General features: G+C 64.4%; 20 protein-coding genes. 17 read left to right on the forward strand and 3 right to left on the reverse strand.

Going from position 1 to position 23,954, the window contains the following annotated elements; genetic code table 11:
* Positions 1–16: 16 nt before the first annotated feature.
* A complete protein-coding gene (locus CAP37_RS06885) occupies positions 17–571 on the reverse strand; it encodes a C40 family peptidase (protein ID WP_086124860.1) in 555 nt (184 codons plus the stop codon).
* Positions 572–756: 185 nt separating this feature from the next.
* Between CAP37_RS06885 and CAP37_RS06890 the strand changes: the two genes are divergently transcribed.
* From CAP37_RS06890 to zapE, 7 genes are all read left to right on the forward strand, one after another.
* Entirely contained in the window at positions 757–1,362 is a 606-nt protein-coding gene (locus CAP37_RS06890; protein ID WP_086123493.1) for an isochorismatase family protein, read from the forward strand.
* A gap of 95 nt (positions 1,363–1,457) precedes the next feature.
* Entirely contained in the window at positions 1,458–3,377 is a 1,920-nt protein-coding gene (locus tag CAP37_RS06895) for a propionate--CoA ligase (RefSeq protein WP_256926991.1), read from the forward strand.
* A gap of 85 nt (positions 3,378–3,462) precedes the next feature.
* Positions 3,463–3,837 carry a helix-turn-helix transcriptional regulator gene (locus CAP37_RS06900; protein ID WP_086123495.1) on the forward strand — a complete coding sequence of 125 codons (375 nt, stop codon included), beginning with the start codon at positions 3,463–3,465 and terminating at the stop codon, positions 3,835–3,837.
* Between the two features lie 184 nt (positions 3,838–4,021).
* The gene (locus CAP37_RS06905; RefSeq protein ID WP_086123496.1) at positions 4,022–6,913 is read left to right on the forward strand and encodes a 2-oxoglutarate dehydrogenase E1 component; all 2,892 of its coding nucleotides are present in this window, start codon (positions 4,022–4,024) and stop codon (positions 6,911–6,913) included.
* Positions 6,914–6,947: 34 nt separating this feature from the next.
* Positions 6,948–8,231 carry a 2-oxoglutarate dehydrogenase complex dihydrolipoyllysine-residue succinyltransferase gene (odhB, locus tag CAP37_RS06910; protein ID WP_086123497.1) on the forward strand — a complete coding sequence of 428 codons (1,284 nt, stop codon included), beginning with the start codon at positions 6,948–6,950 and terminating at the stop codon, positions 8,229–8,231.
* A 63-nt stretch (positions 8,232–8,294) separates the two neighbouring features.
* Positions 8,295–9,722, forward strand: a complete 1,428-nt coding sequence (gene lpdA / locus CAP37_RS06915) for a dihydrolipoyl dehydrogenase (RefSeq protein ID WP_086123498.1) — start codon at positions 8,295–8,297, stop codon at positions 9,720–9,722.
* 10 nt (positions 9,723–9,732) lie between these two features.
* Complete coding sequence (zapE, locus tag CAP37_RS06920; RefSeq protein WP_086123499.1) at positions 9,733–10,830, forward strand: cell division protein ZapE; 1,098 nt, start codon at positions 9,733–9,735, stop codon at positions 10,828–10,830.
* A 12-nt stretch (positions 10,831–10,842) separates the two neighbouring features.
* Here zapE and CAP37_RS06925 read toward each other — a convergent pair whose 3' ends face one another.
* Complete coding sequence (locus tag CAP37_RS06925; protein WP_086123500.1) at positions 10,843–11,601, reverse strand: PP2C family serine/threonine-protein phosphatase; 759 nt, start codon at positions 11,599–11,601, stop codon at positions 10,843–10,845.
* Between the two features lie 275 nt (positions 11,602–11,876).
* Between CAP37_RS06925 and CAP37_RS06930 the strand changes: the two genes are divergently transcribed.
* Positions 11,877–13,805 (forward strand): ATP-dependent DNA helicase, encoded by a 1,929-nt coding sequence (locus CAP37_RS06930; protein ID WP_256926897.1) that lies wholly within the window; start codon positions 11,877–11,879, stop codon positions 13,803–13,805.
* On the opposite strand, the gene CAP37_RS06935 is transcribed toward CAP37_RS06930, so the two are convergent.
* The gene (locus CAP37_RS06935; protein WP_086123502.1) at positions 13,768–14,571 is read right to left on the reverse strand and encodes an outer membrane protein assembly factor BamD; all 804 of its coding nucleotides are present in this window, start codon (positions 14,569–14,571) and stop codon (positions 13,768–13,770) included. The two genes, CAP37_RS06930 and CAP37_RS06935, sit on opposite strands and share 38 nt — an antisense overlap.
* 143 nt (positions 14,572–14,714) lie before the next feature.
* Between CAP37_RS06935 and CAP37_RS06940 the strand changes: the two genes are divergently transcribed.
* The 9 genes from CAP37_RS06940 to hisS all read left to right on the forward strand — a co-directional run bounded on the left by CAP37_RS06940 (position 14,715) and on the right by hisS (position 23,903).
* On the forward strand, positions 14,715–15,650 hold the full coding sequence (locus CAP37_RS06940) for an RluA family pseudouridine synthase (protein ID WP_306297826.1): 936 nt from the start codon (positions 14,715–14,717) through the stop codon (positions 15,648–15,650).
* 132 nt (positions 15,651–15,782) lie between these two features.
* Complete coding sequence (gene scpB / locus CAP37_RS06945; RefSeq protein ID WP_086123504.1) at positions 15,783–16,487, forward strand: SMC-Scp complex subunit ScpB; 705 nt, start codon at positions 15,783–15,785, stop codon at positions 16,485–16,487.
* Entirely contained in the window at positions 16,408–17,844 is a 1,437-nt protein-coding gene (locus tag CAP37_RS06950; RefSeq protein WP_373271057.1) for a pseudouridine synthase, read from the forward strand. Before scpB ends, CAP37_RS06950 begins: the two co-directional genes overlap by 80 nt.
* Positions 17,845–17,947: 103 nt before the next feature.
* Positions 17,948–18,373 (forward strand): nucleoside-diphosphate kinase, encoded by a 426-nt coding sequence (gene ndk, locus CAP37_RS06955; protein ID WP_086123506.1) that lies wholly within the window; start codon positions 17,948–17,950, stop codon positions 18,371–18,373.
* Between the two features lie 7 nt (positions 18,374–18,380).
* Positions 18,381–19,526 (forward strand): 23S rRNA (adenine(2503)-C(2))-methyltransferase RlmN, encoded by a 1,146-nt coding sequence (gene rlmN / locus CAP37_RS06960; RefSeq protein ID WP_086123507.1) that lies wholly within the window; start codon positions 18,381–18,383, stop codon positions 19,524–19,526.
* Complete coding sequence (gene pilW / locus CAP37_RS06965; protein ID WP_256926898.1) at positions 19,523–20,383, forward strand: type IV pilus biogenesis/stability protein PilW; 861 nt, start codon at positions 19,523–19,525, stop codon at positions 20,381–20,383. The genes rlmN and pilW overlap by 4 nt, the downstream gene beginning before the upstream one ends.
* Positions 20,376–21,290, forward strand: a complete 915-nt coding sequence (locus tag CAP37_RS06970) for a helix-turn-helix domain-containing protein (RefSeq protein ID WP_086123508.1) — start codon at positions 20,376–20,378, stop codon at positions 21,288–21,290. Before pilW ends, CAP37_RS06970 begins: the two co-directional genes overlap by 8 nt.
* 2 nt (positions 21,291–21,292) lie before the next feature.
* Positions 21,293–22,573, forward strand: coding sequence for a flavodoxin-dependent (E)-4-hydroxy-3-methylbut-2-enyl-diphosphate synthase (ispG, locus tag CAP37_RS06975; protein ID WP_086123509.1), 1,281 nt, complete (start codon positions 21,293–21,295; stop codon positions 22,571–22,573).
* Between the two features lie 16 nt (positions 22,574–22,589).
* On the forward strand, positions 22,590–23,903 hold the full coding sequence (gene hisS, locus CAP37_RS06980) for a histidine--tRNA ligase (RefSeq protein WP_086123510.1): 1,314 nt from the start codon (positions 22,590–22,592) through the stop codon (positions 23,901–23,903).
* The last annotated feature ends 51 nt before the right edge of the window (positions 23,904–23,954 follow it).

Genomic DNA, 23,954 nt, shown 5'->3' on the forward strand with positions numbered 1-23,954 from the left:
CTGGCGCAGCGCACTTTCAGCGCTGATCTGAAGAGGCCAAGGGCACGCGTCGCGCGCCATTGAAGCGCTTGCTCCAATAAGCCAGGCGCATGTCTTCCACCCGAACCTGCGCGCCCGCACGCGGCGAGTGGATGAACTTGCCTTCCCCCATGTAGATGCCCACATGGCTGAAAGCCCGCTTCATGGTGTTGAAGAACACCAGGTCACCCGGTTTGAGATCGCTGCGGTCGATTTCTTGTGTGGCCGCCGCTTGCTCATCGGAACGCCGAGGCAGCACCTTGCCCACCGACTGCTCGTACACAGCGCGCACAAAACCGCTGCAATCAAAACCGGTTTGTGTGTTGTTGCCGCCATAGCGGTAGGGAATGTCGAGGAAGGCGAGGGCGTTGATCACCAGGCTGGATGCCTGTTCACTCACCGTGTCGCGCGTCTGCTGAAATTGTTCGCCCATGCGGGACATCAAGCCCTTTTCGACCAGCAGGCCGTCGATGTCATTGAAGCTGGTGCCGCCCGGCGAGGCATGCGCCACGGTCGAGCAGCTCAGGATCAGGACGGGGAGCCAGCGGGTCATGGGGCGCAGCGTAGCCGGCATGGCGGTCGAAGTCAAGTGAGGAAATTCAAGCAAGCCATTGATTTGATTTGTATTTTGGGCGTTTTCCCCGGTATTGACCGGCCCGGTGGTGTGAAACGGCTGACGAAGGGCAGCGCCACCGCTGCGAGAATGCGGCACCAACCCCGATCAGAAAGAAAGACAAGATGCTGCTGGACGCTTCCGAATCCCAACTGGTGCTCGTGGACTACCAAACGCGCCTGATGCCCGTCATCTTCGAGGGCCCAGAGGTGTTGGCCAATGCCCTGCGACTGGCGCGCATGGCAAAGCTGCTCGATGTGCCTGCGTTCGGCACCGAGCAGAACCCGGAGAAGCTGGGCCCCAATGCGTCCGAACTGCGCGAGCTTTGCCGCAAGACCTTGCCCAAGATGAGCTTCGGCGCGTTGAGCGACGGGCTGGCCGACTGGCTTCGGCCGCCAGCCCGATCGGGTGGCGGCAATGCCCGCAGCATGCCAAAACACCTGCAGAAACCCGCTGCAGCGGCAGAGATTGAGCGGCCGACCATCGTGATAGCGGGTTGTGAGGCCCATGTCTGTCTGCTGCAGACCGCCCTGGAACTGATTGAACAGGAGTTCGACGTCTGGGTCGTGACCGATGCCTGCAGCTCGCGCACCGAACGAAATCGCGATGCGGCCTTCGACCGCCTGGCCGGCGCTGGCGCCGAACTGGTCACGACAGAAATGGTGGCTTTCGAGTGGCTTCGCAGCGCGGAACACCCGGCCTTTCGCGACGTGCAGGCCTTGATCAAGTAAAGGAAGTCTGGCGCGCTACGGAAGATCCCGTCGCGTCAGCCTCTCGCAAGACTGACTCTCATAATTAAGAATTCAGATTCGTTTCACCCGCATCCATTTCGCAGGAGACATCCATGAAGCAAGCTCAGGGCTACACCGAGTTCTACCGCCGTTCCATGGAGGACCGGGACGCGTTCTGGACTGAACAGGCCGCCCTGGTCGACTGGAAAAAACCCTTCGATCGCGTCTGCAACAACGACAACCCGCCGTTCGCGCGCTGGTTCGAGGGCGGCCAGATCAATCTCTGCCACAACGCTGTGGACCGGCATCTCAAAGATCGGGCGGACCAGAACGCACTGATCTTTGTCTCCACCGAGACCGACGTCGAGCGCACCTACAGCTTCCGGGAGCTGCATGCCGAAGTGCAGCACATGGCTGCTGTGCTGCTGGATCAGGGCGTGAAGAAGGGCGATCGGGTCTTGATCTACATGCCCATGATTCCCGAGGCGGCTTTTGCCATGCTGGCCTGCGCGCGCATTGGCGCCATTCACTCCGTGGTGTTCGGTGGCTTCGCCAGCCACTCGCTGGCCAATCGGATCGAAGACGCATCGCCGGTGGCGATCGTCAGCGCCGATGCCGGTTCGCGCGGAGGCAAAGTGGTGGAATACAAGCCCCTGCTGGACGAGGCCATCCGCCTGTCGAGCCACAAGCCCACCTCCGTTGTTCTTGTCAACCGGGGGCTCGCTGCCATGAGTCTCGTGCCCGGGCGCGATCACGATTACGCCGCGTTGCGCGAACAGCACCTTGGCGCTCAGGTTCCCTGCGAGTGGCTTGACGCCACCGACATCAGCTACACCATCTACACCAGCGGTACCACGGGCAAACCCAAGGGCGTGCAGCGCGACACCGGCGGCTATGCCGTAGCGCTGGCCGCGAGCATGAAGCACATCTTCATGTGCGAGCCCGGAGAAACCTACTTCTCCACCAGCGACATCGGCTGGGTCGTGGGGCACAGTTACATCATTTATGGTCCGCTCATCGCCGGCATGGCCACCATCATGTATGAGGGCCTGCCCATCCGCCCGGATGGTGGCATCTGGTGGAGCCTGATTGAAAAATACAAGGTTTCGGTGATGTTCAGTGCGCCGACGGCAGTTCGGGTGCTGAAGAAGCAAGACCCGGCCTACCTGAAGAAATACGATCTTTCGAGCCTGAAGGCGTTGTTTCTCGCTGGCGAGCCGCTGGACGAGCCCACTGCCCGCTGGATCAGCGACGGCCTGGGTGTGCCCATCATCGACAACTACTGGCAGACCGAGAGCGGGTGGCCGATCTTGACGGTTGCCAACGGCGTGGAGCGCAAACCCAGCAAATTCGGCAGCCCCGGCGTGCCGATGTACGGCTACAACGTGAAGCTGCTGCACGAGAACACCGGCGAAGAGCTCACCGGGTCGGACGAAAAGGGTGTGGTGGTGATCGAGGGTCCCACTCCTCCGGGTTTCATGCAGACCGTCTGGCGCGACGATGCGCGCTTCGTCAACACCTACTGGAAGAGCATTCCGGGCAAGCTGGTCTACAGCACTTTCGACTGGGGCGTGCGTGACAAGGATGGCTACTTCTACATACTGGGCCGCACCGACGACGTGATCAACGTCGCCGGCCACCGCCTGGGCACCCGCGAGATCGAGGAAAGCATTTCCAGCCACGCCAACGTGGCCGAGGTGGCCGTGGTGGGCGTTGCCGACCAGCTCAAAGGCCAGGTGGCCATGGCCTTCGTGGTGGCCAGGGATGTTTCCGCGCTCACCACCGATGCCGCCCGACTCAAACTGGAGGGCGAGATCATGAAGGTGGTGGACGAGCAGCTCGGCGCCGTGGCCCGGCCGGCCCGTGTTCGCTTCGTGAACGTGTTGCCCAAGACGCGCAGCGGCAAGCTCTTGCGCCGCGCCATTCAGGCGGTCTGTGAAGGCCGCGACCCGGGTGACCTGACCACCATGGACGACCCCGCGGCCTTGCAGCAGATCCGGGATTTGCTGGCCTGAAGGCGGTCGACAGGCCACCAGAGGTGGTCACCTGAGGTCTTTATAAGTATCATTCATGCTTATATAGTCACTACCGAAGATCGCCATGGACCAAATGATCGAGACCCCGGGGCAGGTAGAAAAGGTGCGTGTGTTCGAGCTGGCTGCTGAGTTGTTCGGCGTGCTTGCCACGCCCATGCGCCTTCGCATCCTCAGTGCCCTGTGCGATCGCGAAAAGTCGGTCTCGCAACTGTTGCAGGAGATCGACACCACCCAACCGAACCTGTCGCAGCACCTGAACCTGCTGTATCGGGCGGGTGTGCTGGCCAAGCGCAAGGAGGGTACCCAGGTGATCTACCGGGTGCAGAGCGAGAAGGCCGTGATGCTTTGCCGCACCGTGTGCACCCAGATTGCGATCGAAATGGACGAGCCCAGCTCGGTGCCCGCGTCAGAGCGACTGTCGCCCCGTGTTGCATCCTGACGCACATCTGAAACACTGAAAGCGCATTCTTCTCCCCTGACGCGCCTCAAGCTGGCACAATCTGGGGCTGCAGTCAGGTCCTTCCACAGTCACTGTCGCATCCGCCTAACGGTTCAGCCGTGCCGCGGGAGGTTTTTCTTAACCAGCTAATGTTTCCCGAAGGGAAACGGAGGTCAGCGGATTCATGAGCGATTCCTCATCGAACGGAGGCAACGTCTACGTTGCCTACAAGGGCAACTCGTATCTCTTCGGCGGCAACGCGCCGTACGTGGAAGAGATGTACGAGAACTACCTCGAAAATCCGGGCAGCGTGCCCGAAAACTGGCGCGGCTACTTTGACGCGTTGCAACACGTTCCCGCAGGCGACGGCTCCGACGCCCGCGACGTTCCGCACCAGCCCGTCATCAATGCCTTCGCCGAGCGCGCCAAGCAGGGCGGCACCAAGGTGGTGGTGGCCACCGGTGCAGATTCTGAACTCGGCCGCAAGCGAGTTGCAGTCCAGCAGCTCATCGCCGCTTATCGCAACGTCGGAGCCCGATGGGCCGACCTTGATCCGCTGAAGCGCGCGGAGCGCGACCACATTCCAGAGCTTGAACTGTCGTTCTATGGTTTTGCCGACGCTGACCTGGAAACCGTGTTCAACACCAGCAACACGTTCTTCGGCAAGGAAACCATGTCCTTGCGGGAGCTGCTGAATGCGCTGCGCGAAACCTACTGCGGCTCCATCGGTGCCGAGTACATGTACATCACCGACCAGGGCCAGAAGCGCTGGTGGCAGGAGCGCCTGGAAGCCAGCCGCACCAAGCCTGCATTCAATGCCGAGAAGAAAAAGCACATCCTGGACCGCCTCACTGCGGCCGAGGGCCTCGAGCGCTTCCTGCACACCAAGTATGTCGGGCAGAAGCGCTTCTCTCTCGAGGGCGGCGAGAGCTTCATCGCATCGATGGACGAACTCATTCGCCAGGCTGGACAGGTCGGCATCCAGGAGATTGTGATCGGCATGGCCCACCGTGGCCGCCTCAACGTGCTGGTCAACACCCTGGGCAAGATGCCCAAGGACCTGTTTGCCGAGTTCGACCACACGGCTCCCGAAGAGCTGCCTTCGGGCGACGTGAAATACCACCAGGGCTTCAGCTCGGATGTGACCACCCCCGGTGGGCCGGTTCACCTCTCGCTCGCCTTCAACCCTTCCCACCTGGAGATCGTGAACCCGGTGGTGGAGGGCTCGGTGCGCGCCCGCATGGACCGCCGTGGCGACCCGCTGGGCAAGCAGGTGTTGCCGGTGCTCGTGCACGGCGACGCCGCTTTCGCCGGGCAGGGCGTGGTGATGGAAACTCTGGCGCTGGCCGAGACCCGGGGTTATTCCACCGGCGGTACGGTGCATCTGGTTATCAACAACCAGATCGGTTTCACCACCTCCGACCCGCGAGACAGCCGCTCCACGCTGTACTGCTCGGACGTGGTGAAGATGATCGAGGCGCCGGTGCTGCACGTGAACGGCGACGACCCCGAGGCCGTGGTGTTCGCGACCCAGCTGGCGCTGGACTTCCGCATGGCGTTCCAGAAGGACGTGGTGGTCGACATCGTGTGTTTCCGCAAGCTGGGTCACAACGAGCAGGACACCCCCAGCCTGACTCAGCCGCTGATGTACAAGAAGATCGCAGCCCACCCCGGCACGCGCAAGCTGTACGCCGACAAGCTGGCCGCGCAAGGCCTGGGCGACACGCTCGGCGACGACATGGTGAAGTCCTACCGCGCTGCGCTCGATGCCGGGCGCCACACGGTAGACCCGGTCCTGACCAACTTCAAGAGCAAATTCGCGGTCGACTGGAGCCCGTATCTGGGCAAGAAGTGGACCGACAACGCGGATTCCGCCATTCCCATGGCCGAGTGGAAGCGCCTGTCGGACCGCCTCACCACGATCCCTGGTAGCGTGACCCCGCACCAGCTCGTCAAGAAGGTCTATGCAGACCGCGCAGCCATGGGCCGTGGCGAGATTCCCGTGGACTGGGGCATGGGTGAGCACATGGCGTTTGCCTCGCTGGTGGCCAGCGGCTTCCCTGTGCGCCTGTCAGGTGAAGACTGTGGCCGTGGCACGTTCACGCACCGCCACGCCGTGATTCACGACCAGAACCGCGAGAAGTACGACGAGGGCACCTACGTGCCGCTGCAGAACGTGGCCGACAACCAGGCGCCGTTCATGGTGATCGACTCCATCCTGTCGGAAGAGGCGGTGTTGGGGTTCGAGTACGGCTACGCGTCGAACGACCCCAACACGCTGGTGATCTGGGAAGCGCAGTTTGGCGACTTCGTTAATGGCGCGCAGGTCGTGATCGACCAGTTCATCGCCTCTGGCGAAGTGAAATGGGGCCGCGTCAACGGCATCACGCTGATGCTGCCGCACGGCTATGAGGGTCAGGGTCCGGAACACAGCTCTGCCCGCCTGGAACGCTTCATGCAGCTGGCGGCCGACACCAACATGCAGGTGGTGCAGCCGACGACGGCGAGCCAGATCTTCCATGTGCTGCGCCGCCAGATGATCCGGGGGCTGCGCAAGCCGCTGATCATCTTCACGCCCAAGTCGCTGTTGCGAAACAAGGACGCCACCTCGCCGTTGTCCGAGTTCACGAAGGGTGGCTTCCAGACCGTCATTCCCGAGCACGACGCCGATGTGGTGAAGAAGGCCGAGAAGGTCAAGCGTGTCATCTGCTGCTCGGGCAAGGTGTACTACGACCTCGTGAAGAAGCGCGAGGAGCGCGGCTCGGACGACGTCGCCATTCTGCGTGTGGAACAGCTCTATCCGTTCCCGCACAAGGTGTTTGGCGCGGAGATGCGCAAGTACCCCAACGCCACCGATGTGGTCTGGTGCCAGGACGAACCGCAGAACCAGGGCGCCTGGTTCTTCGTGCAGCACTACATCCACGAGAACATGCTCGAAGGCCAGAAGCTGGGCTACGCCGGGCGAGCAGCGTCGGCTTCTCCCGCAGTGGGCTACGCCCATCTGCACCAGGAGCAGCAGAAGACCCTGATCGAAGCCGCCTTCGGCAAGCTCAAGGGCTTCATCCTCACCAAGTGACGCACAACGCAAAACGCATAGCGCAGGAAAAACAATGGCAATCGTAGAAGTCAAAGTCCCGCAACTCTCTGAATCGGTGGCCGAAGCCACCTTGTTGACGTGGAAGAAAAAGGCCGGTGAATCCGTCGCAATCGACGAGATCCTGATCGAGATCGAAACCGACAAGGTGGTGCTGGAAGTGCCCGCGCCTGCCGCCGGTGTGCTGGTCGAACTGGTGCAGGCCGACGGCGCGACCGTCGCGGCCGAGCAACTGATCGCGCGCATCGACACCGAAGCTGTGGCGGGCGCAGCGGCGCCGGCCGCCGCACCGGCGTCTTCGGCAGTCGCGACCGCTCCCGCAGCCGCCGCCGCTGCCCCGGCATCGCAGTCAAAGGCCGGCGTGGCCATGCCCGCAGCTGCCAAGCTCATGGCCGACAACAGCCTGGCATCAGGCTCGGTGCCGGGCACGGGCAAGGATGGTCGCGTCACCAAGGGCGACGTGCTCTCGGCCGTGGCTGGCGGCGCTGCCGCTCCTGCGGCTTCGGCGCCCAAAGCCGTGGCTGCGCCAGTGGCCATTCCCACCGGCGCGCCCGCCAAAGTGCTGCCGCAGGTACCGGTGGTCGCACCCGACCTGGGTGACCGTCCGGAAGAGCGCGTGGCCATGACCCGCCTTCGCGCCCGCGTGGCCGAACGCCTGCTGCAATCGCAGTCGACCAACGCCATCTTGACCACGTTCAACGAAGTGAACATGGCGCCGGTGATGGAGATGCGCAAGAAGTTCCAGGAGAAGTTCGAGAAGGAACACGGCGTGAAGCTCGGGTTCATGAGCTTCTTCGTCAAGGCGGCGGTGCATGCGCTCAAGAAGTACCCGATCATCAACGCGTCGGTCGATGGCAACGACATCGTCTACCACGGCTACTTTGACATCGGTATTGCGGTGGGCTCTCCGCGTGGTCTGGTGGTGCCCATCCTGCGCAACGCCGACCAGATGAGCTTTGCCGATATCGAAAAGAAGATTGCTGAATTCGGCCAGAAGGCCAAGGACGGCAAGATCGGCCTGGACGACCTTTCGGGCGGCACCTTCTCCATCTCCAACGGCGGCACCTTCGGTTCGATGTTGTCCACGCCCATCATCAACCCACCGCAATCGGCCATCCTGGGTGTGCACGCCACCAAGGACCGGCCGGTGGTGGAAAACGGCCAGATCGTGATCCGCCCGATCAACTACCTGGCCATGTCCTACGACCACCGCATCATCGATGGCCGCGAAGCTGTGCTGGGTCTGGTCGCCATGAAAGAGGCGCTTGAAGATCCCGCCAGAATCCTGTTCGATATCTGACCAGCGACCTCTCCCGCCAACGCCCCGCCAGGGGCGTTGGCCCTTTGAATTCAGGAAAACAACATGTCCCAAGCATTTGACGTCGTCGTGATCGGTGGCGGCCCCGGCGGCTACATCGCTGCCATCCGCGCAGCGCAGCTCGGCTACAAGGTCGCCTGCATCGACGAGTGGAAGAACGCCGCTGGCGGACCCGCTCCGGGTGGCACCTGCACCAACGTGGGCTGCATCCCCAGCAAGGCTTTGCTGCAGTCGTCCGAGCACTTTGACCACGCCAACCACCACTTCGCCGACCACGGCATCAGTGCGACCAACGTCAAGATCGACGTCACAAAAATGCTCGCCCGCAAGGACGCCGTCGTCAAGCAGAACAACGACGGCATCCTCTACCTGTTCAAGAAGAACAAGATCACGTTCTTCCACGGCCGGGGCTCTTTCGTGAAGGCGGTGGAAGCGGGCTACGAGATTCAGGTGACGGGTGCCAATGAAGAGCTCCTCACGGGTCAACAGGTCATCGTGGCAACCGGCTCGAACGCGCGGGCGTTGCCGGGCGTGCCGTTCGATGAAGAGACCGTGCTGTCCAACGACGGCGCGTTGCGCGTCGGTGCCGTGCCGAAGAAGCTGGTGCTGATCGGCTCCGGCGTGATCGGGCTGGAGATGGGTTCGGTGTGGCGTCGCCTGGGTTCGGACGTGACCATTCTCGAAGGCCTGCCCACCTTCCTCGGCGCGGTGGATCAGCAGATTGCCAAGGAAGCCAAGAAGGCGTTCGACAAGCAAGGTCTGAAAATCGAGCTCGGCGTGAAGGTCGGGGAAGTCAAGACCAGCAAGAAGGGCGTGAGCGTGGCCTACACCAACGCCAAGGGCGAAGACCAGTCCATCGATGCCGACAAGCTCATCGTCTCCATCGGCCGCGTGCCCAACACCATTGGCCTCAACGCCGAAGCTGTCGGCTTGAAGCTGGACGAGCGCGGCGCCATCGTGGTCGACGACGAATGCCGCACCAGTCTGAAGGGCGTGTGGGCGGTGGGCGACGTGGTGCGTGGCCCCATGCTGGCGCACAAGGCCGAGGAAGAGGGCGTGGCCGTGGCAGAACGCATCGCCGGGCAGCACGGACACGTCAACTTCAACACCGTACCGTGGGTGATCTACACCAGTCCCGAGATTGCCTGGGTGGGCCGCACAGAGCAGCAGCTCAAGGCCGACGGTGTGGCCTACAAGGCGGGCACGTTCCCGTTTCTGGCCAATGGCCGTGCGCGGGCGCTGGGCGACACCACCGGCATGGTGAAGTTTCTGGCCGACGCCACCACCGACGAAATCCTGGGTGTTCACATCGTGGGCCCCATGGCCTCCGAGCTGATCGCCGAAGCGGTGGTGGCCATGGAGTTCAAGGCCAGTGCCGAGGACATCGCTCGCATCTGCCACGCCCATCCCTCGCTCTCGGAGGCGACCAAGGAAGCCGCGCTGGCGGTGGACAAGCGCACGCTGAACTTCTGACACGGCGATCTTGAGCGTTCGCAGCACCTACGAGGCCGCGCTCAAGGAGCGCGGCTACACGTCCGATCCGGCGCAGGAGCGCGCCATTGATGCGCTGGAGCGCTGCGCAAACGAGTGGGCGGCCTACAAGCAGAAGCGCTCCAACTCCCTCAAGAAGCTCTTCGTCAACCCGGAGATTCCGCGCGGCGTCTACATGCACGGCGGCGTAGGGCGCGGCAAGAGCTTCCTGATGGAGTGCTTCTTCGAAGCTGTTCCGCTCAAACGCAAGACGCGCCTGCACTTCCACGAATTCATGCGCGAGGTTCACCGCGAACTTCGCGAGCTGCAGGGCACCGTGAACCCGCTGGACGAGCTTGGCGCTCGCATCGCCAAGCGCTACAAGCTGATCTGCTTCGACGAGTTTCACGTGGCCGACGTGACCGATGCCTTGATCCTTCACCGTCTGCTGGACACGCTGTTCAAGGCGGGTGTGGGCTTTGTCACCACCTCCAATTTCCACCCCGACAATCTTTACCCCGACGGACTGCACCGTGAGCGCGTTCTTCCTGCGATAGCGTTGCTCAAGGACCGGCTGGAAGTCCTCAGCGTGGACAACGGGACCGACTACCGCCAGCGCACCCTCACGCACATCCAGCTCTACCATTGCCCGCTCGGGCCTGAAGCCGATGCAGCCATGGAGGCCACCTTCGAGCAACTGGCCGAGGTGGGCGAAAAGGAAGCGGTCATGCACATCGAGGCACGACAGATCCATGCCTTGCGGCGCGCGGGTGGCGTGATCTGGTTTGACTTCCGCACGCTGTGCGGCGGCCCGCGATCGCAGAACGACTACCTGGAAGTCGCCACGCAGTTCCACACCCTGATGCTGTCCAACGTGCCACAGATGTCAGTACGGCAGGCTTCAGAAGCGCGGCGTTTCACCTGGCTGGTGGATGTGCTCTATGACCGGCGCGTCAAGTTCGTGATGTCGGCTGCAGTGCCACCGGAGGAGCTCTATCTGGAAGGCCCCATGGCGCACGAATTCCCCCGCACGGTTTCGCGCTTGAACGAGATGCAATCGGCGGAGTTTCTGGCCCTCGAGCACCGGCTGGTGGACACCGGGCTGACCTGAGCAAAGGCCTGATCAGCCCAAGGGGTCGAGTTTCACGATGATGAGCGAGAGGTTGTCGCCCATGCCCTTGGCACGCGTGCGCGCCTTCTGGATCAGGAACTCACAGGCCTCGCGCGGCGAGAGCATGGCAATGGTGCTGGAGAGTTCTTCCGGGGTGAAGTAGTGCCACACGCCGTCGCTGCAGGCCATCAGCGCGTCGCCAGGGTGCAGCTGCGGCACCACGTGAATGTCCACCGGTGGATCGTTCTCGGTGCCCAGGCAGCCCATGAGGATGTTGGCGTGCGGGTGGTCCAGCGCTTCTTCTTCGCTGATTTCGCCCTGGTTCACCAGCGTCTGCACGTAGGAGTGGTCCATGGTGCGGAAGATCATCTTGCCATTGCGGAAATGGTAGATGCGCGAGTCGCCAGCATGCACCCAATGGCTGTCGCCACCGGGATTGATGAGGAAAGCAGCGATGGTGCTGTGCGGTTCCTGTTCGGCCGACACGGCGGTCAACTTGATCACCAGGTGCGACTCTTCGACGATCTGGCGCAGCAGAGAGCCGGCATCGTCGGTTTCGGGGTCGTAACGCTCGAACAGCTGCCGCGCCGTCAGCATCACCTGGTCCGAGGCCTTTCGCCCCCCACTTCGACCACCCATACCGTCGGCCAGCACGGCCAGCATGCAACTGCCATGGCGGGGATGGTGGAGCAGGCAAACCTGATCCTGCTGGTAGTCTCGGTCGCCCCGGTGGATGCCGGTGGATGCCTGGATGCGGTAGCCTTTGGACATGTCTGAATGAAAGCCGTCGGAAAAATCGTGCGGTTGAAGCCTGTGGGCGCCAAGCTTGGGCCATGGCTCGATCAGCCTATCATCAAACGCGCGATATCTGGCGCCGCTGGACGGCGCCAGAGCGCCGCCTGTGACTTTGTCCACCGTGGACGATGCGCGATGCTGACGGAGGCACTCTGAACACACTGGAATCCGGGGTCGCGGCGGCGTTTTCCGCCGACGGGCCTCTTGCGCGCGCTCGGCCAGGGATGCGAGAAAGGCCCGGCCAGCTTGTTATGGCTCAGGCCGTTTCCCGCGCCATCGAAGCGAACGAGAGTCTGGCGGTGGAGGCGGGCACCGGTGTTGGCAAGACTTTCGCCTATCTGGTGCCGTTGCTGCTCAGCGGCCGGCGTGCCTTGCTGTCCACTGCCACTCAGTCCTTGCAGGACCAGCTCTTTGCGCGCGACATACCGGCGGTGGTGAGCGCGCTGGGTGTGCCGGTGCGCGTGGCGTTGCTCAAGGGGCGATCCAGCTATGTGTGTCTGTACCGGCTGGAACAGGCCCTGCATGGACCCGCGTCGAAGGGGCTGCGCGATCCTGCATTGGCAGCAGGCTTGTTCAGGGTGATGCACTGGGCCCGGCAATCGCGCCGTGGCGATCTGGCTGAACTCGATGGTCTGGACGAACGTTCACCGCTGCGGCCGCTGATCACGTCAACAGGCGAAAACTGCCTGGGCTCCGCCTGCCCACGCCACGATGCCTGCCATGTCTACCGTGCGCGCGGCGAAGCCTTGCAGGCCGACTGGGTTGTGATCAATCACCATCTTTTTTTTGCCGATCAACTCGTGCGCGAAACCGGCGCTGCCGCTCTGCTGCCCACCGCCGGTGTGGTCGTTTTTGATGAAGCGCACCAGCTCAACGACACAGGCATTGGTTTCCTGGGCCAGTCCATTGGGTCGGGCCCGGTGCGCGCACTCGCGCACGATCTGGCGATGGAGGGACCGCAGTGGGCCCGCGGCCAGCGGCCCTGGGCCCATATCGCCCTCAGTCTGGAGCAGGCGGGAAGGGCATTTCTGACCATGCCGCGACCAGGCGCGCAGCGCAGCCGTTGGCCAGACGCTGTGCCGCAGGGGGTGGACGCCGGCCGGTGGACCGATGCGGTGGCCGGTCTGGAGAATGCCCTCACTGCGGCGGCACAGGCGCTGCACGCCACTGCCCAGGCCAGCGTCGATCTGGAGCGGCTTTTCCAGCGCGTGCAATCCATGCGCTTGCTCTGGCGCGAAATCTGCACTGGGCAGACAGCCGGCGAAGGTGTGCGTTGGGTGGAGTGGAAAGAGGGTCGATCCTGGCGCGCGCTGCGCTCGCCGCCCGACAGTTCTGCCTTGTTTCGAGCGCTGCTGGGTCCGGATGCACCCAGAGAACGAAGCTGGATTTTCTCGTCGGCCACCCTTGGCCATGAGCCGGAGCTGGAGTGGTTTTCCCGCGGCTTGGGACTCAGCGACCTGCCGGGCCTGCGCTCCCTGCAGGTCCCCAGCGCGTTCGACCATGCCGCGCAGGCCTCGCTTTACGTGCCGGAGGATCTGCCCGATCCCGGTGAGGAGTCGCACACACCGGCGCTTGCCGAATCCGTGGCGCGCTGGGCATCGCGGCTGGGTGGGCGCACCCTCGTGCTCACCACCACCTTGCGCGCGGCCGACCGCCTGGCGGCGCGCCTCGTTGAACTGATCGCACTGGGCCGCTGCGGTCCGCTGGAGGTGCTTGCTCAGGGGCGGGGCTCCCGGCGTGCTTTGCTCGACCGGTTTCGGGTAGCGACCGAGGCTTCGGTGCTCGTCGCTTCAGCGTCGTTCTGGGAAGGGGTGGATCTGCCTGGTGATGCGCTGCAACTGCTCGTTATCGACAAGCTGCCGTTTCCACCGCCCGACGACCCCCTGATGGAAGCGCGGGCGCGGCAGCTCGAGGCGAAAGGAATGAATGCGTTCACCGACGGATTCCTGCCGGAAGCCGCCATGGCCCTCAAGCAAGGCGCTGGCCGGCTGATCCGCTCGGAGTCGGACCGCGGCATTCTGGTGATCGGCGACCGTCGGCTTATCAGCCGCTCTTACGGCAACCGCCTGCTGGCTGCCCTGCCGCCCATGCGCCGGCTGGAGGACGAGGCCGAGATGGCCAAAGCGCTCGATGCGCTGGTGCTTACCAGAGCTTCCACCACGGGCTATCGACCGACTTGAATCCCTTGCTCAGGTACTCGCTACGGGGATAGCTGGCCTGCATCACACGCCTGGCGTCGTCGCGCAACTGGGTCATGCCGAGCGCGTCGTAAGACTGCACGATGATGAAAAGGGCTTCTTCCAGCGCGGGTGCGTCGGTGTAGTCGGTGAGGGCGGATTGCGCGCGGTTGATGGCGGCCACATATGCGCCACGGCTGTGGTAGTAGCGCGCCACGTGCACCTCGTATTGCGCCAGCGAATTGACGATGTAGGTCATGCGCAGGCGCGCGTCGGGGCTGTAGCGGGAGTCCGGGAAACGGCTCACGAGCTCGCGAAACGCCTCGAACGATTCCTTGGCGGCCTTCTGATCGCGCTCCGAGAGGTCTTGCCGCGCCAACGACCCGAACAGACCAAGGTTGTCGTTGAAGTTGATCAGGCCCTTGAGGTAAAGCGCGTAATCCATGGCGGGGCTCGCCGGGTGCAGCTTCTGGAAGCGGTCGATCGCGGCCAGCGCCTGGGCCTGCTCACTGGCCTTGTAGTGCGTGTAAGCCTTGTCGAGCTGGGCTTGTTGAGCCAGCGGCGTACCCGCTGCGCGCCCTTCGAGCTTTTCCAGCAGCGTCACCGCCTTCTCGAAGTTGCCGGCCGAACGCTCTTCCGTGGCTTCGCTGTAGATGCGGTTCGGGCTCCAGCCAGCCGTCTCATCCACGGGCTTGGTGCTGCAAGCGGTCAACACCAGTGCCGTTGCCAGCACAAAGGAGGACACAGCCGATAATCTGAGACTAAGCATCAAGGATGCACCTTTACAACGGGACAATGGGTTTGGCAACGCAAATTATATCGACGGGGGATGTGTCAGAAGGTTCACCGCCAGGGCTTGTCGACGAGCTCGCCGCGGAGGCTGAAACCCGGGTTTGCAATGTACCCGCCGAGATGCACGGCTGGCGCATCGACCGGGCGCTGGCCGCGCTGATTCCCGAATTCTCCCGCTCCTACCTGCAGCAGCTGATGGCCGATGGCGCCGTCGTGCTCAGGGATATCCCGCTTCGCAAGCCTTCAGCGCGCATCGCGGCGGGCGACCGGTTGACGGTGGAGTTGCGCCCAACGCAGCAGGCGCAAGCCTTCGTGGCCGAGCCGATGGCGCTGGACGTGGTTCATGAAGACGCCGAGCTTCTGGTGATTCACAAGCCGGCCGGCATGGTGGTGCATCCCGCGGCCGGCAACTGGCGCGGGACCTTGCTGAACGGCCTGTTGGCTTACCACCCCGGAGCCAGCAGTCTGCCGCGCGCCGGTATCGTTCACCGGCTCGACAAGGACACCTCGGGCCTGATGCTCGTGGGAAAGAGCCGGCAGGCCATGGAGGCGCTGGTGCGTGCCATCGCCGCCCGCGAGGTGAATCGGCAGTACCTTGCGCTCGCACACGGCCGCTGGCAGGGCCCGGTGGAGCGGGGCGTTGACCAGCCGATCGGGCGAGACGTGCACAACCGGCTGCGCATGTCGGTGGTGCGGGCTGAAAACGGCAACGGCAAGCCGGCGCAGACCACGGTGCGACTGATCGACGGACTGGACCAGGCCTGTCTGGTGGCCTGCAAGCTGCACACCGGTCGAACCCACCAGATCCGCGTGCACATGGCGTGGATGGGGCATCCCCTGGTGGGCGACACCCTCTACGGCGGACGAGTCCAATGGGGCATGGTTCGGCAGGCGCTGCACGCGGCGCGCCTGCGCCTGCGGCACCCCACCACCGGTAAGGAACTCGACTTCGAGAGTGCCCCACCACCCGACATGCAGGCCGCCATGGCCGAATGCGGCCTCCGTTACAATCACGCCCGGGTGGCCAGCGCCTTTCTGGACCCCCAAATCTCTTGACGTTGCCCGCCATGGCAACCGGTTGAACCCCTTCGATCCCTTTTCCGGTCAACGCAGCCGGCAGGGTTGTGGCGGGCCCGATGCCTTTCCGTACCGTCCCGGCTGCAAGCTGGTTTTTGACCTACCGACACCATGAACACCACGGATGCCAAGCGCGTCCTCGAGACGGCCTTGATCTGCGCACCCCAGCCGCTGTCGGTGCGCGAACTCGGCACGCTGTTCGAGGACGAAGTTTCTGCCGACACGCTCAAGTCGCTGCTGGCCGATCTGCAACTGGAATGGACCGGGCGCGGCGTGGAGCTGGTGAAGGTGGCCACAGGCTGGCGTTTTCAGAGTCGGCCCGAACTGCGTCCCTTCCTTGATCGCCTGCATCCCGAGAAGCCGCCGCGCTACAGCCGCGCCGCCATGGAGACGCTGGCCATCATTGCCTACCGCCAACCCGTCACGCGCGGCGACATGGAAGACATTCGCGGTGTGACCATCAATTCACTCATCATCAAACAGCTGGAGGACAGAGGCTGGATCGAGGTCATCGGGCATCGCGAGACGGTGGGCCGCCCCGCGCTGTTTGCCACCACCCGCCAGTTTCTGGACGACCTCGGCCTCTCATCGCTGGACCAGCTCCCCCCGCTGGAAGGCAGCGACGTGCAGGAGTCTGCCCTGGATCGCCTGGATTTCGATTCGCTGTCGGCCAGCCTGCAGCCGGAGCCCAACGACACGTCCGAGCCAGCGGACACCTCCGGCGACGCCGCAACCCATGCCGGCGATCCGCCGGCACTGGAAACCTCTACACAGGAACCCCATGAACCCGGCGAACCACCCTCCCACGCCATCTGATCCCGACGCTGAGGCGGGGCATGAGGCCGCCGGCGAACCAAAGCCGCCAGCGCTCCCGGAGGTGGTGATGCCCGTGGCTTCAGCCCCTGGTGCCAGCCCGTCCGCCGAACTCGAGGCCTTGCGTTTCGACGATGTGGTCAGTGGTGCGTTCGATGCGGAGCAGGAGCAGGATCTGCCGCTGCCCACGAAGCGGGTGCTCAGCGCCCAACCCGAGTCGCCCAAGCTGCACAAGGTGCTGGCGCAGGCCGGCATGGGTTCGCGCCTGGAGATGGAGCAACTCATCCTTGAGGGGCGCATCTCCGTCAACGGGGAGCCCGCCCACATCGGCCAGCGCATCCAGTTCGGCGACACGATCAAGGTCAACGGCAAGCCCGTGCGCGTGCGCATGACGCCACCGCCGCCGCGCGTGCTGGCCTACCACAAGCCCGCGGGCGAAGTGGTTTCGCACGACGACCCGCAGAACCGGCCGACGGTTTTCCGGCGGCTGCCACGCTTGATGCAGGGCAAATGGCAGTCGGTCGGACGGCTGGACATCAACACCGAAGGTCTGCTGTTGCTCACCAGTTCCGGCGAGCTGGCCAACCGCCTCATGCACCCGCGTTTTGGTCTCCAGCGCGAGTACGCCGTGCGCGTGCTCGGCGCGTTGTCCAACGAGGAAAAGCAGCGCCTGCTCGATGGCGTTCGCCTCGATGACGGAATGGCCCAGTTCGCTTCCATCGAAGACGGCGGAGGCGAGGGCGCCAACTGCTGGTACCGCGTCACCATCGGCGAAGGCCGCAATCGCGAAGTGCGCCGCATGTTCGAGGCCGTGGGCCACGCGGTCAGCCGCCTGATCCGGATCCGTTACGGCGCCATGATGCTGCCGCGAGGCCTCAAGCGCGGCGCCTGGGTCGAGCTTGACGAGCGGGACATCGGTCGATTGACCGCCGCCGCCGGCATGCCGGCTGCTGGCGTTGATGACAGTGGCGTGAATCGAGCACGGGCACCCGGACGCCATCCGACCCAGCAACCCATGCGGCGTGGTCAGGCAGTTCGAGGCCAGGGCAAGCCGCCAGGCAGTCGCGCCGAGGGCCCGGGGTTTGACGACCGCCGTGCCGGCGGCTACGGCATGGGAGGAGCACCATCGGGTGCGGCTGGCAAGGGCAAGGGGCGAGGCGGCAAGGGAGCTGGCAAAGGGCCCGGAACCGGACAGGCTCAGCCCGATCCCATGAAAACGTCCTTTGGCTACATCGGTCAGGATGCCCTGCAGCGCGTTCGCGAGCAGAATGCCGGCCGCGGGGGTCCGCCCGCTGGCGGCCGTCGCCGTGGAGGCGGGGGCGGAGGCGGGAGTGGGGGCGGCCGTCCGGGAGGGCGCTGAACCCCGGCACACCCGGGGTGAATGGCTCGACCGATGTAGAATCATGGGCTTTGCGAGGTGTCTCAAAGCCTCGGTTGATTGACCCAACAACTTCAGGATTTCCATGGCCATCGAACGCACCCTCTCGATCATCAAGCCCGACGCCGTCGCCAAGAACGTCATTGGCCAGATTTACGCCCGCTTTGAAGCCGCCGGCCTGAAGGTCGTGGCAGCCCGCATGGCGCACCTCTCGCGTGGCGAGGCCGAGGCCTTCTACGCTGTGCACAAGGCCCGCCCCTTCTTCAAGGATCTGGTCGACTTCATGATCTCCGGCCCTGTGATGATTCAGGCGCTCGAAGGCGAAGGCGCCATTGCCAAGAACCGCGACCTGATGGGCGCCACGGATCCCAAGAAGGCTGCCGCTGGCACCATCCGCGCTGACTTCGCCGACAGCATCGACGCCAACGCAGTGCACGGTTCCGACGCTCCCGAGACCGCCGCTGCCGAAGTGGCTTTCTTCTTTGCCGGTCTCAACGTTTACTCGCGTTGATCATGTCATGACGGCCAATCTGCTCGACTTCGATCTCGAGGGTTTGGCCGCCTTTTGCGAGCAGCTGGGCGAGAAGCGCTTCCGCGCCGTCCAGTTGTTCCGCTGGATTCATCAGAAGGGTGCGGCGGACTTCGCCGACATGACCGATCTCGCCCGCAGCCTGCGTGAGAAGCTGCCCGGGGTCTGCACGGTCGCCGATCTGCCTGTGCTCTCTCGCCAGGACTCCACCGACGGCACCATCAAATGGTTGTTCGACGTCGGCGACGGCAATGCGGTCGAAACCGTTTTCATCCCTGAAGACGACCGCGGCACACTGTGCATTTCTTCCCAGGCCGGCTGCGCCGTTGGCTGCCGCTTCTGCTCCACCGGCCATCAGGGCTTCTCGCGCAACCTCAGCACCGGCGAGATCGTCGCCCAACTCTGGCACGCCGAACATTTCCTGCGCCGCCACCTCAAGACCGGGGAACGCGTGATCACCAACGTGGTCATGATGGGCATGGGTGAACCCTTGCAGAACTACAGCGCGCTGGTGCCCGCGCTGCGCGTCATGCTCGATGACCACGGTTACGGGCTCTCTCGTCGCAGGGTGACTGTGTCCACTTCCGGCGTGGTGCCCATGATCGAGCGGCTGGCGCAGGACTGCCCGGTGGCGCTGGCGGTTTCGCTGCACGCACCCAACGACGCCTTGCGCGACGACCTTGTTCCGCTCAACCGCAAGTACCCCATCGCCGAACTGCTCGACGCCTGCCTGGCCTATCTGCCCGCCGCGCCGCGCGATTTCGTCACTTTCGAGTACTGCATGCTCGACGGCGTGAACGACCAGCCTGAACACGCGCGGCAGTTGCTCGCGCTGCTCAAGGGGCATGGCGCCCGTGGTGTTCCGTGCAAAATCAACCTGATTCCTTTTAATCCGTTCCCCGATTCGGGTCTGACCTGTTCGCCGCGCTCTGTGGTGCTGCGTTTCGGGCAGATTCTCAACGAGGGCGGCGTGGTGACCACCGTGCGCAAGACGCGGGGCGACGACATCGACGCCGCTTGCGGGCAGCTCGCCGGTGACGTGCTGGACCGCACCAATGCGGCCAGCCGGCTGGCTCAGCGCCGACAAGCTACCGCAAGACCGATTCACATCGTCCGCAAGGAAAGGCAGGCATGACCCAAGCGCTCCGCATCTCCGACCCGAGTTCCAGACCCTGGCTGCCCTTGCCTTTTTCGTTGCTCCTAGCGCTTTCCTTGATGGCTTTGTTTGCCGGTTGCGCACAGAACCCCGGCGCAGGCTCGAACACGGGGGCCGGCGTGGGCCGTACTGCCGAGCCGGTCACCGAATCCGATGAACCCGAGGCCCGCAAGCGGGCTCGAATTCGCCTGGAGCTCGCGGCAGGGTACTTTGAGCAAGGACAGACCACGGTGGCGCTCGACGAGATCAAACTCTCGCTGGCCGCTGACCCGACCTATGCATCGGCGTACATGTTGCGCGGCCTGGTGTATTCGCGAATGAATGAGCTTCCGCTGGCGGAGGAAAGCTTCCGCCGCGCCCAGCAGCTCAACCCACGCGATCCCGACGTGCTGCACCACTATGGCCTGTTCGCGTGCCAGCAAGGGCGGTACGCGCAGGCCGTCGAACTGTTCCAGCAAGCGATGGCCAGCCCGGTCTATGGCGGTCAGGCCAAGACGCTGATGGCCAAAGGCGTTTGCCAGGTGCGGGCCGGTCAGTTTGCCGAGGCCGAAGGCAGCCTGGCGCGTTCGTACGAGCTCGACGCTGGCAACCCCATCACCGCCTACAACCTGGCCGCGCTGCAGTTTCGGCGTGGCGAAAACGAGAAAGCGCAGTTCACGATCCGTCGTCTGAACAATTCGGATCTGGCCAACGCAGAGACGCTCTGGCTTGGCATCAAGGTCGAGCGCAAGGTGGGCAACACCGAAGCCATGCGCCAGCTCGCCCAACAGCTGGGCCGCCGCTACCCTGATTCCCGAGAGTGGGCGTCCTATCAGCGAGGGGCCTTCGATGAGTGACGCTCAGAACGCGGTGGAGGAGGTCAGCCGCCCTGTGCTGCTTCGCGTCGCCCGGGAGGCGGCCGGCCTGCACATCGCTGCCCTTGCGGCCGCGTTGAAAGTGCCGGTGCGCAAGCTTGAGGCGCTGGAAGCGGGTCGGTACAACGAATTGCCCGACCTGACCTTCGCGCGCGCGCTGGCCTCCAGCGCCTGTCGCCATCTCAAGGTCGATCCGGCGCCCATCCTGCAGCAGATTCCGATCGGCGTGGCGCCCGAGCTGGGCGGCTCGCGTCAGGCCATCAATGCACCGTTCAAGCCGGCCAGCGACCCCGCCCCGGTCAATCCGCTGTCGTGGCTCTCGCGACCCGCCATGCTCGCAGCGATCGTGCTGCTGCTGGGTGCGCTGGTGATCGTGTTTCTGCCGCGTGCACAGGAGCCGCCGGCCGTCTCAGGGGGCGACACCGTTGTTACGCCGGTGGAGCCCGTTGCCGCTGTGGAGCCCGGTTCTGCGCCCGTGCCGGTGGATGCGGCCGGCGTGTCATCGAACCCCAGCGTTCCGGCGGTGGCAACGCCTGTCGCGCCGATGCCTGAAGCAGCGCCCGTTCCCACGGCTCCGCCGGCAACCACCCCGAATGCGGCAGCGACGCCGGCGTCCACGCCCACGCTCGTGTCCACACCCACTCCCACGCCCGGCAGTCTGCTGACGATTTCCGCCACCGGGGAATCGTGGGTGGAGGTCACCAACGGCACCGGCAGTGTCGTCGTCCAGCGGATGCTCAAACCTGGCGATGCGGTCGATTTCTCTACTTCTCCGCCTTACACCGTGGTGCTGGGCCGCGCCGAATCGGCTCAGGTGACCGTGCGCGGACGGCCTTTCGACGTGAATGCCATTGCCCGCAACAACGTGGCGCGATTCGAGGTGAAGTGACCATGGACGATGTCGTGCGATCTGCCAGGTCCTGCGAACCCATTCCGCTGTCGTTGGCACGGCCGCGCCGCACACGACAGGGCGTGGTGGCCTGGGGCGGCCATCGTGTGACAGTGGGGGGCGGCGCGCCGGTGCGCGTGCAGTCCATGACCAACACCGACACCGCAGACGCCGTGGGCACCGCCATTCAGGTCAAGGAACTGGCGCTTGCCGGCTCCGAGCTGGTGCGGATCACGGTGAACAACGACGAAGCCGCCAAGGCCGTGCCTTACATCCGCGAACAGCTCGACCGCATGGGTGTGGACGTGCCGCTGATTGGCGACTTTCACTACAACGGTCACCGGCTGCTGACGGACCACCCGGCCTGTGCCGAGGCGCTGTCCAAATACCGCATCAACCCGGGCAATGTGGGCCGTGGAGACAAGGGCGACCGCCAGTTCGCGCAGATGATCGAGATCGCCGCCCGGCACAACAAGGCGGTGCGCATCGGCGTGAACTGGGGCAGCCTGGATCAGGACCTGCTGGCGCGCCTGATGGACGAGAACGCTGGCCGCACCGAACCTTGGGACGCGCGTCAGGTGATGTACGAGGCGCTGATCACATCGGCCGTGGAATCCGCGAAACGGGCAGAGCACATTGGCCTCGATGGCAACAACATCTTTCTTTCCTGCAAGGTCAGCGCCGTGCAGGACCTCATCGCCGTGTACCAGGCGCTGGCTCAGCGTTGCGACTACGCACTGCATCTGGGCTTGACCGAGGCCGGAATGGGCACCAAAGGTGCGGTGGCCTCCACCGCCGCACTTTCAGTGCTGCTGCAACAAGGTATTGGCGACACGATCCGCGTCTCGCTCACGCCGCAGCCTGGCGAGGCGCGCACCCAAGAGGTGGTGATCGCGCTGGAGATTCTTCAGGCCCTGGGCATGCGTGCCTTTGTGCCTTCGGTCACCGCCTGCCCCGGCTGCGGCCGAACCACCAGCACCACTTTCCAGGAGCTGGCCAAACAGATCGACGACTATCTTCGTGCGTCCATGCCGGTGTGGCGCGCCCGCTATCCCGGCGTGGAAAGCCTCAAGGTGGCGGTGATGGGCTGCATCGTCAATGGCCCGGGGGAGAGCAAGCACGCCGACATCGGCATCAGCCTGCCGGGCACCGGTGAGGCGCCGGCCGCGCCGATCTTCATCGACGGCAAAAAGGCCATGACGCTGCGCGGTGCAGGCATCGCGCAGGAATTCCAGACCATCGTCGAAAACTACATCGAGAAGCGGTTCGGCACGCCCGCCTGAATCGCCCCCACCGCCCATGGCAGAGAAACTGAGCGCCGTCAAAGGCATGAACGACATCGCCCCTCCCGCGTCCGCGCACTGGGAGTGGCTCGAGGACACGCTTCGGAGCCTCATGCGCCGCTACGGCTACCGCAATCTGCGCACGCCCATCGTGGAGCCCACGGCGCTGTTCGTGCGCGGCCTGGGCGAGGTGACCGACATCGTCGAGAAGGAGATGTACTCCTTTGAAGACCGGCTCAATGGCGAACAGCTCACGCTTCGCCCAGAGAACACGGCGGGTGTTGTGCGAGCCGCCCTGGAGCATTCGATGCTCTACGACGGGCCCAAGCGCCTGTACTACATGGGCCCGATGTTCCGGCACGAGCGGCCGCAGCGCGGTCGCTACCGCCAGTTCCACCAGTTTGGTGCCGAGGCCCTGGGTTTTGTGGGGCCGGATGTGGACGCAGAACTCATCGTGCTGGCCTGCGACCTCTGGGCCGAGCTGGGCCTGGAAGGTATCGAGCTTGAAATCAACAGCCTAGGTCAGCCGCCCGAGCGGCTCGCGCACCGGCATGCACTCATCGCCTACCTCGAAGCCCACAGCGACCAGCTGGATGAAGAAGCCAGACGGCGCCTGCACAGCAACCCGCTGCGCATCCTCGACACCAAGAATCCGTCCATGCAGGCGCTGGTCAACGCCGCACCTCGGCTCATGGACCACCTCGGGGCCGAGTCGCTGGATCACTTCAATCGCTTGCGCGGCCTGCTGGACGCGCACGGCATCGCTTACCGCATCAACCCACGCCTGGTGCGTGGCATGGACTACTACAACCTGTCCGTGTTCGAGTTCGTCACCACGCAACTGGGCTCGCAGGGCACGGTGTGCGCGGGCGGCCGCTACGACGGTCTTTTCGAGCAGATCGGCGGCAAGGCGGCACCCGCTGTGGGTTGGGCGCTCGGCATGGAGCGCATCCTTGAGCTGCTCAAGGAACAAGGCAAGCTGCCCGACCAGCCGGTGCCAGACGCCTATGCCGTTGTGCCCGACGCGGCGCGGGTGCCTGAGGTGATGCCGGTGCTGCGCGCGCTGCGCCGCCATGGGGTGAGCGTGCAGATGCATGCGGGCGGAGCTGAAGGCATGGGCAGCATGAAGTCACAGTTCAAGAAAGCCGATGCCAGTGGTGCACGCCATGCGCTCATCTTCGGCGAGCAGGAAATGCAGCAGGGCAGTGTGGCCCTCAAGGCCTTGCGGGGGCCGCGCGCGCCAGGGCAGGGCGCTTCGCCTGAGGCGGTGCAGAGCCTGCTGCCGCTGGCGGCGGTGGCGGAATGGGCGGCACGCCTTCGCCAGGTCTGAGCGCCGCCCCGGGCGGCTCGCCCACCCGCCTACAATCCCCTGTTGCGCACG

This window comes from Hydrogenophaga sp. IBVHS1 (assembly GCF_002127265.1).
Lineage (GTDB): Bacteria > Pseudomonadota > Gammaproteobacteria > Burkholderiales > Burkholderiaceae_C > Hydrogenophaga.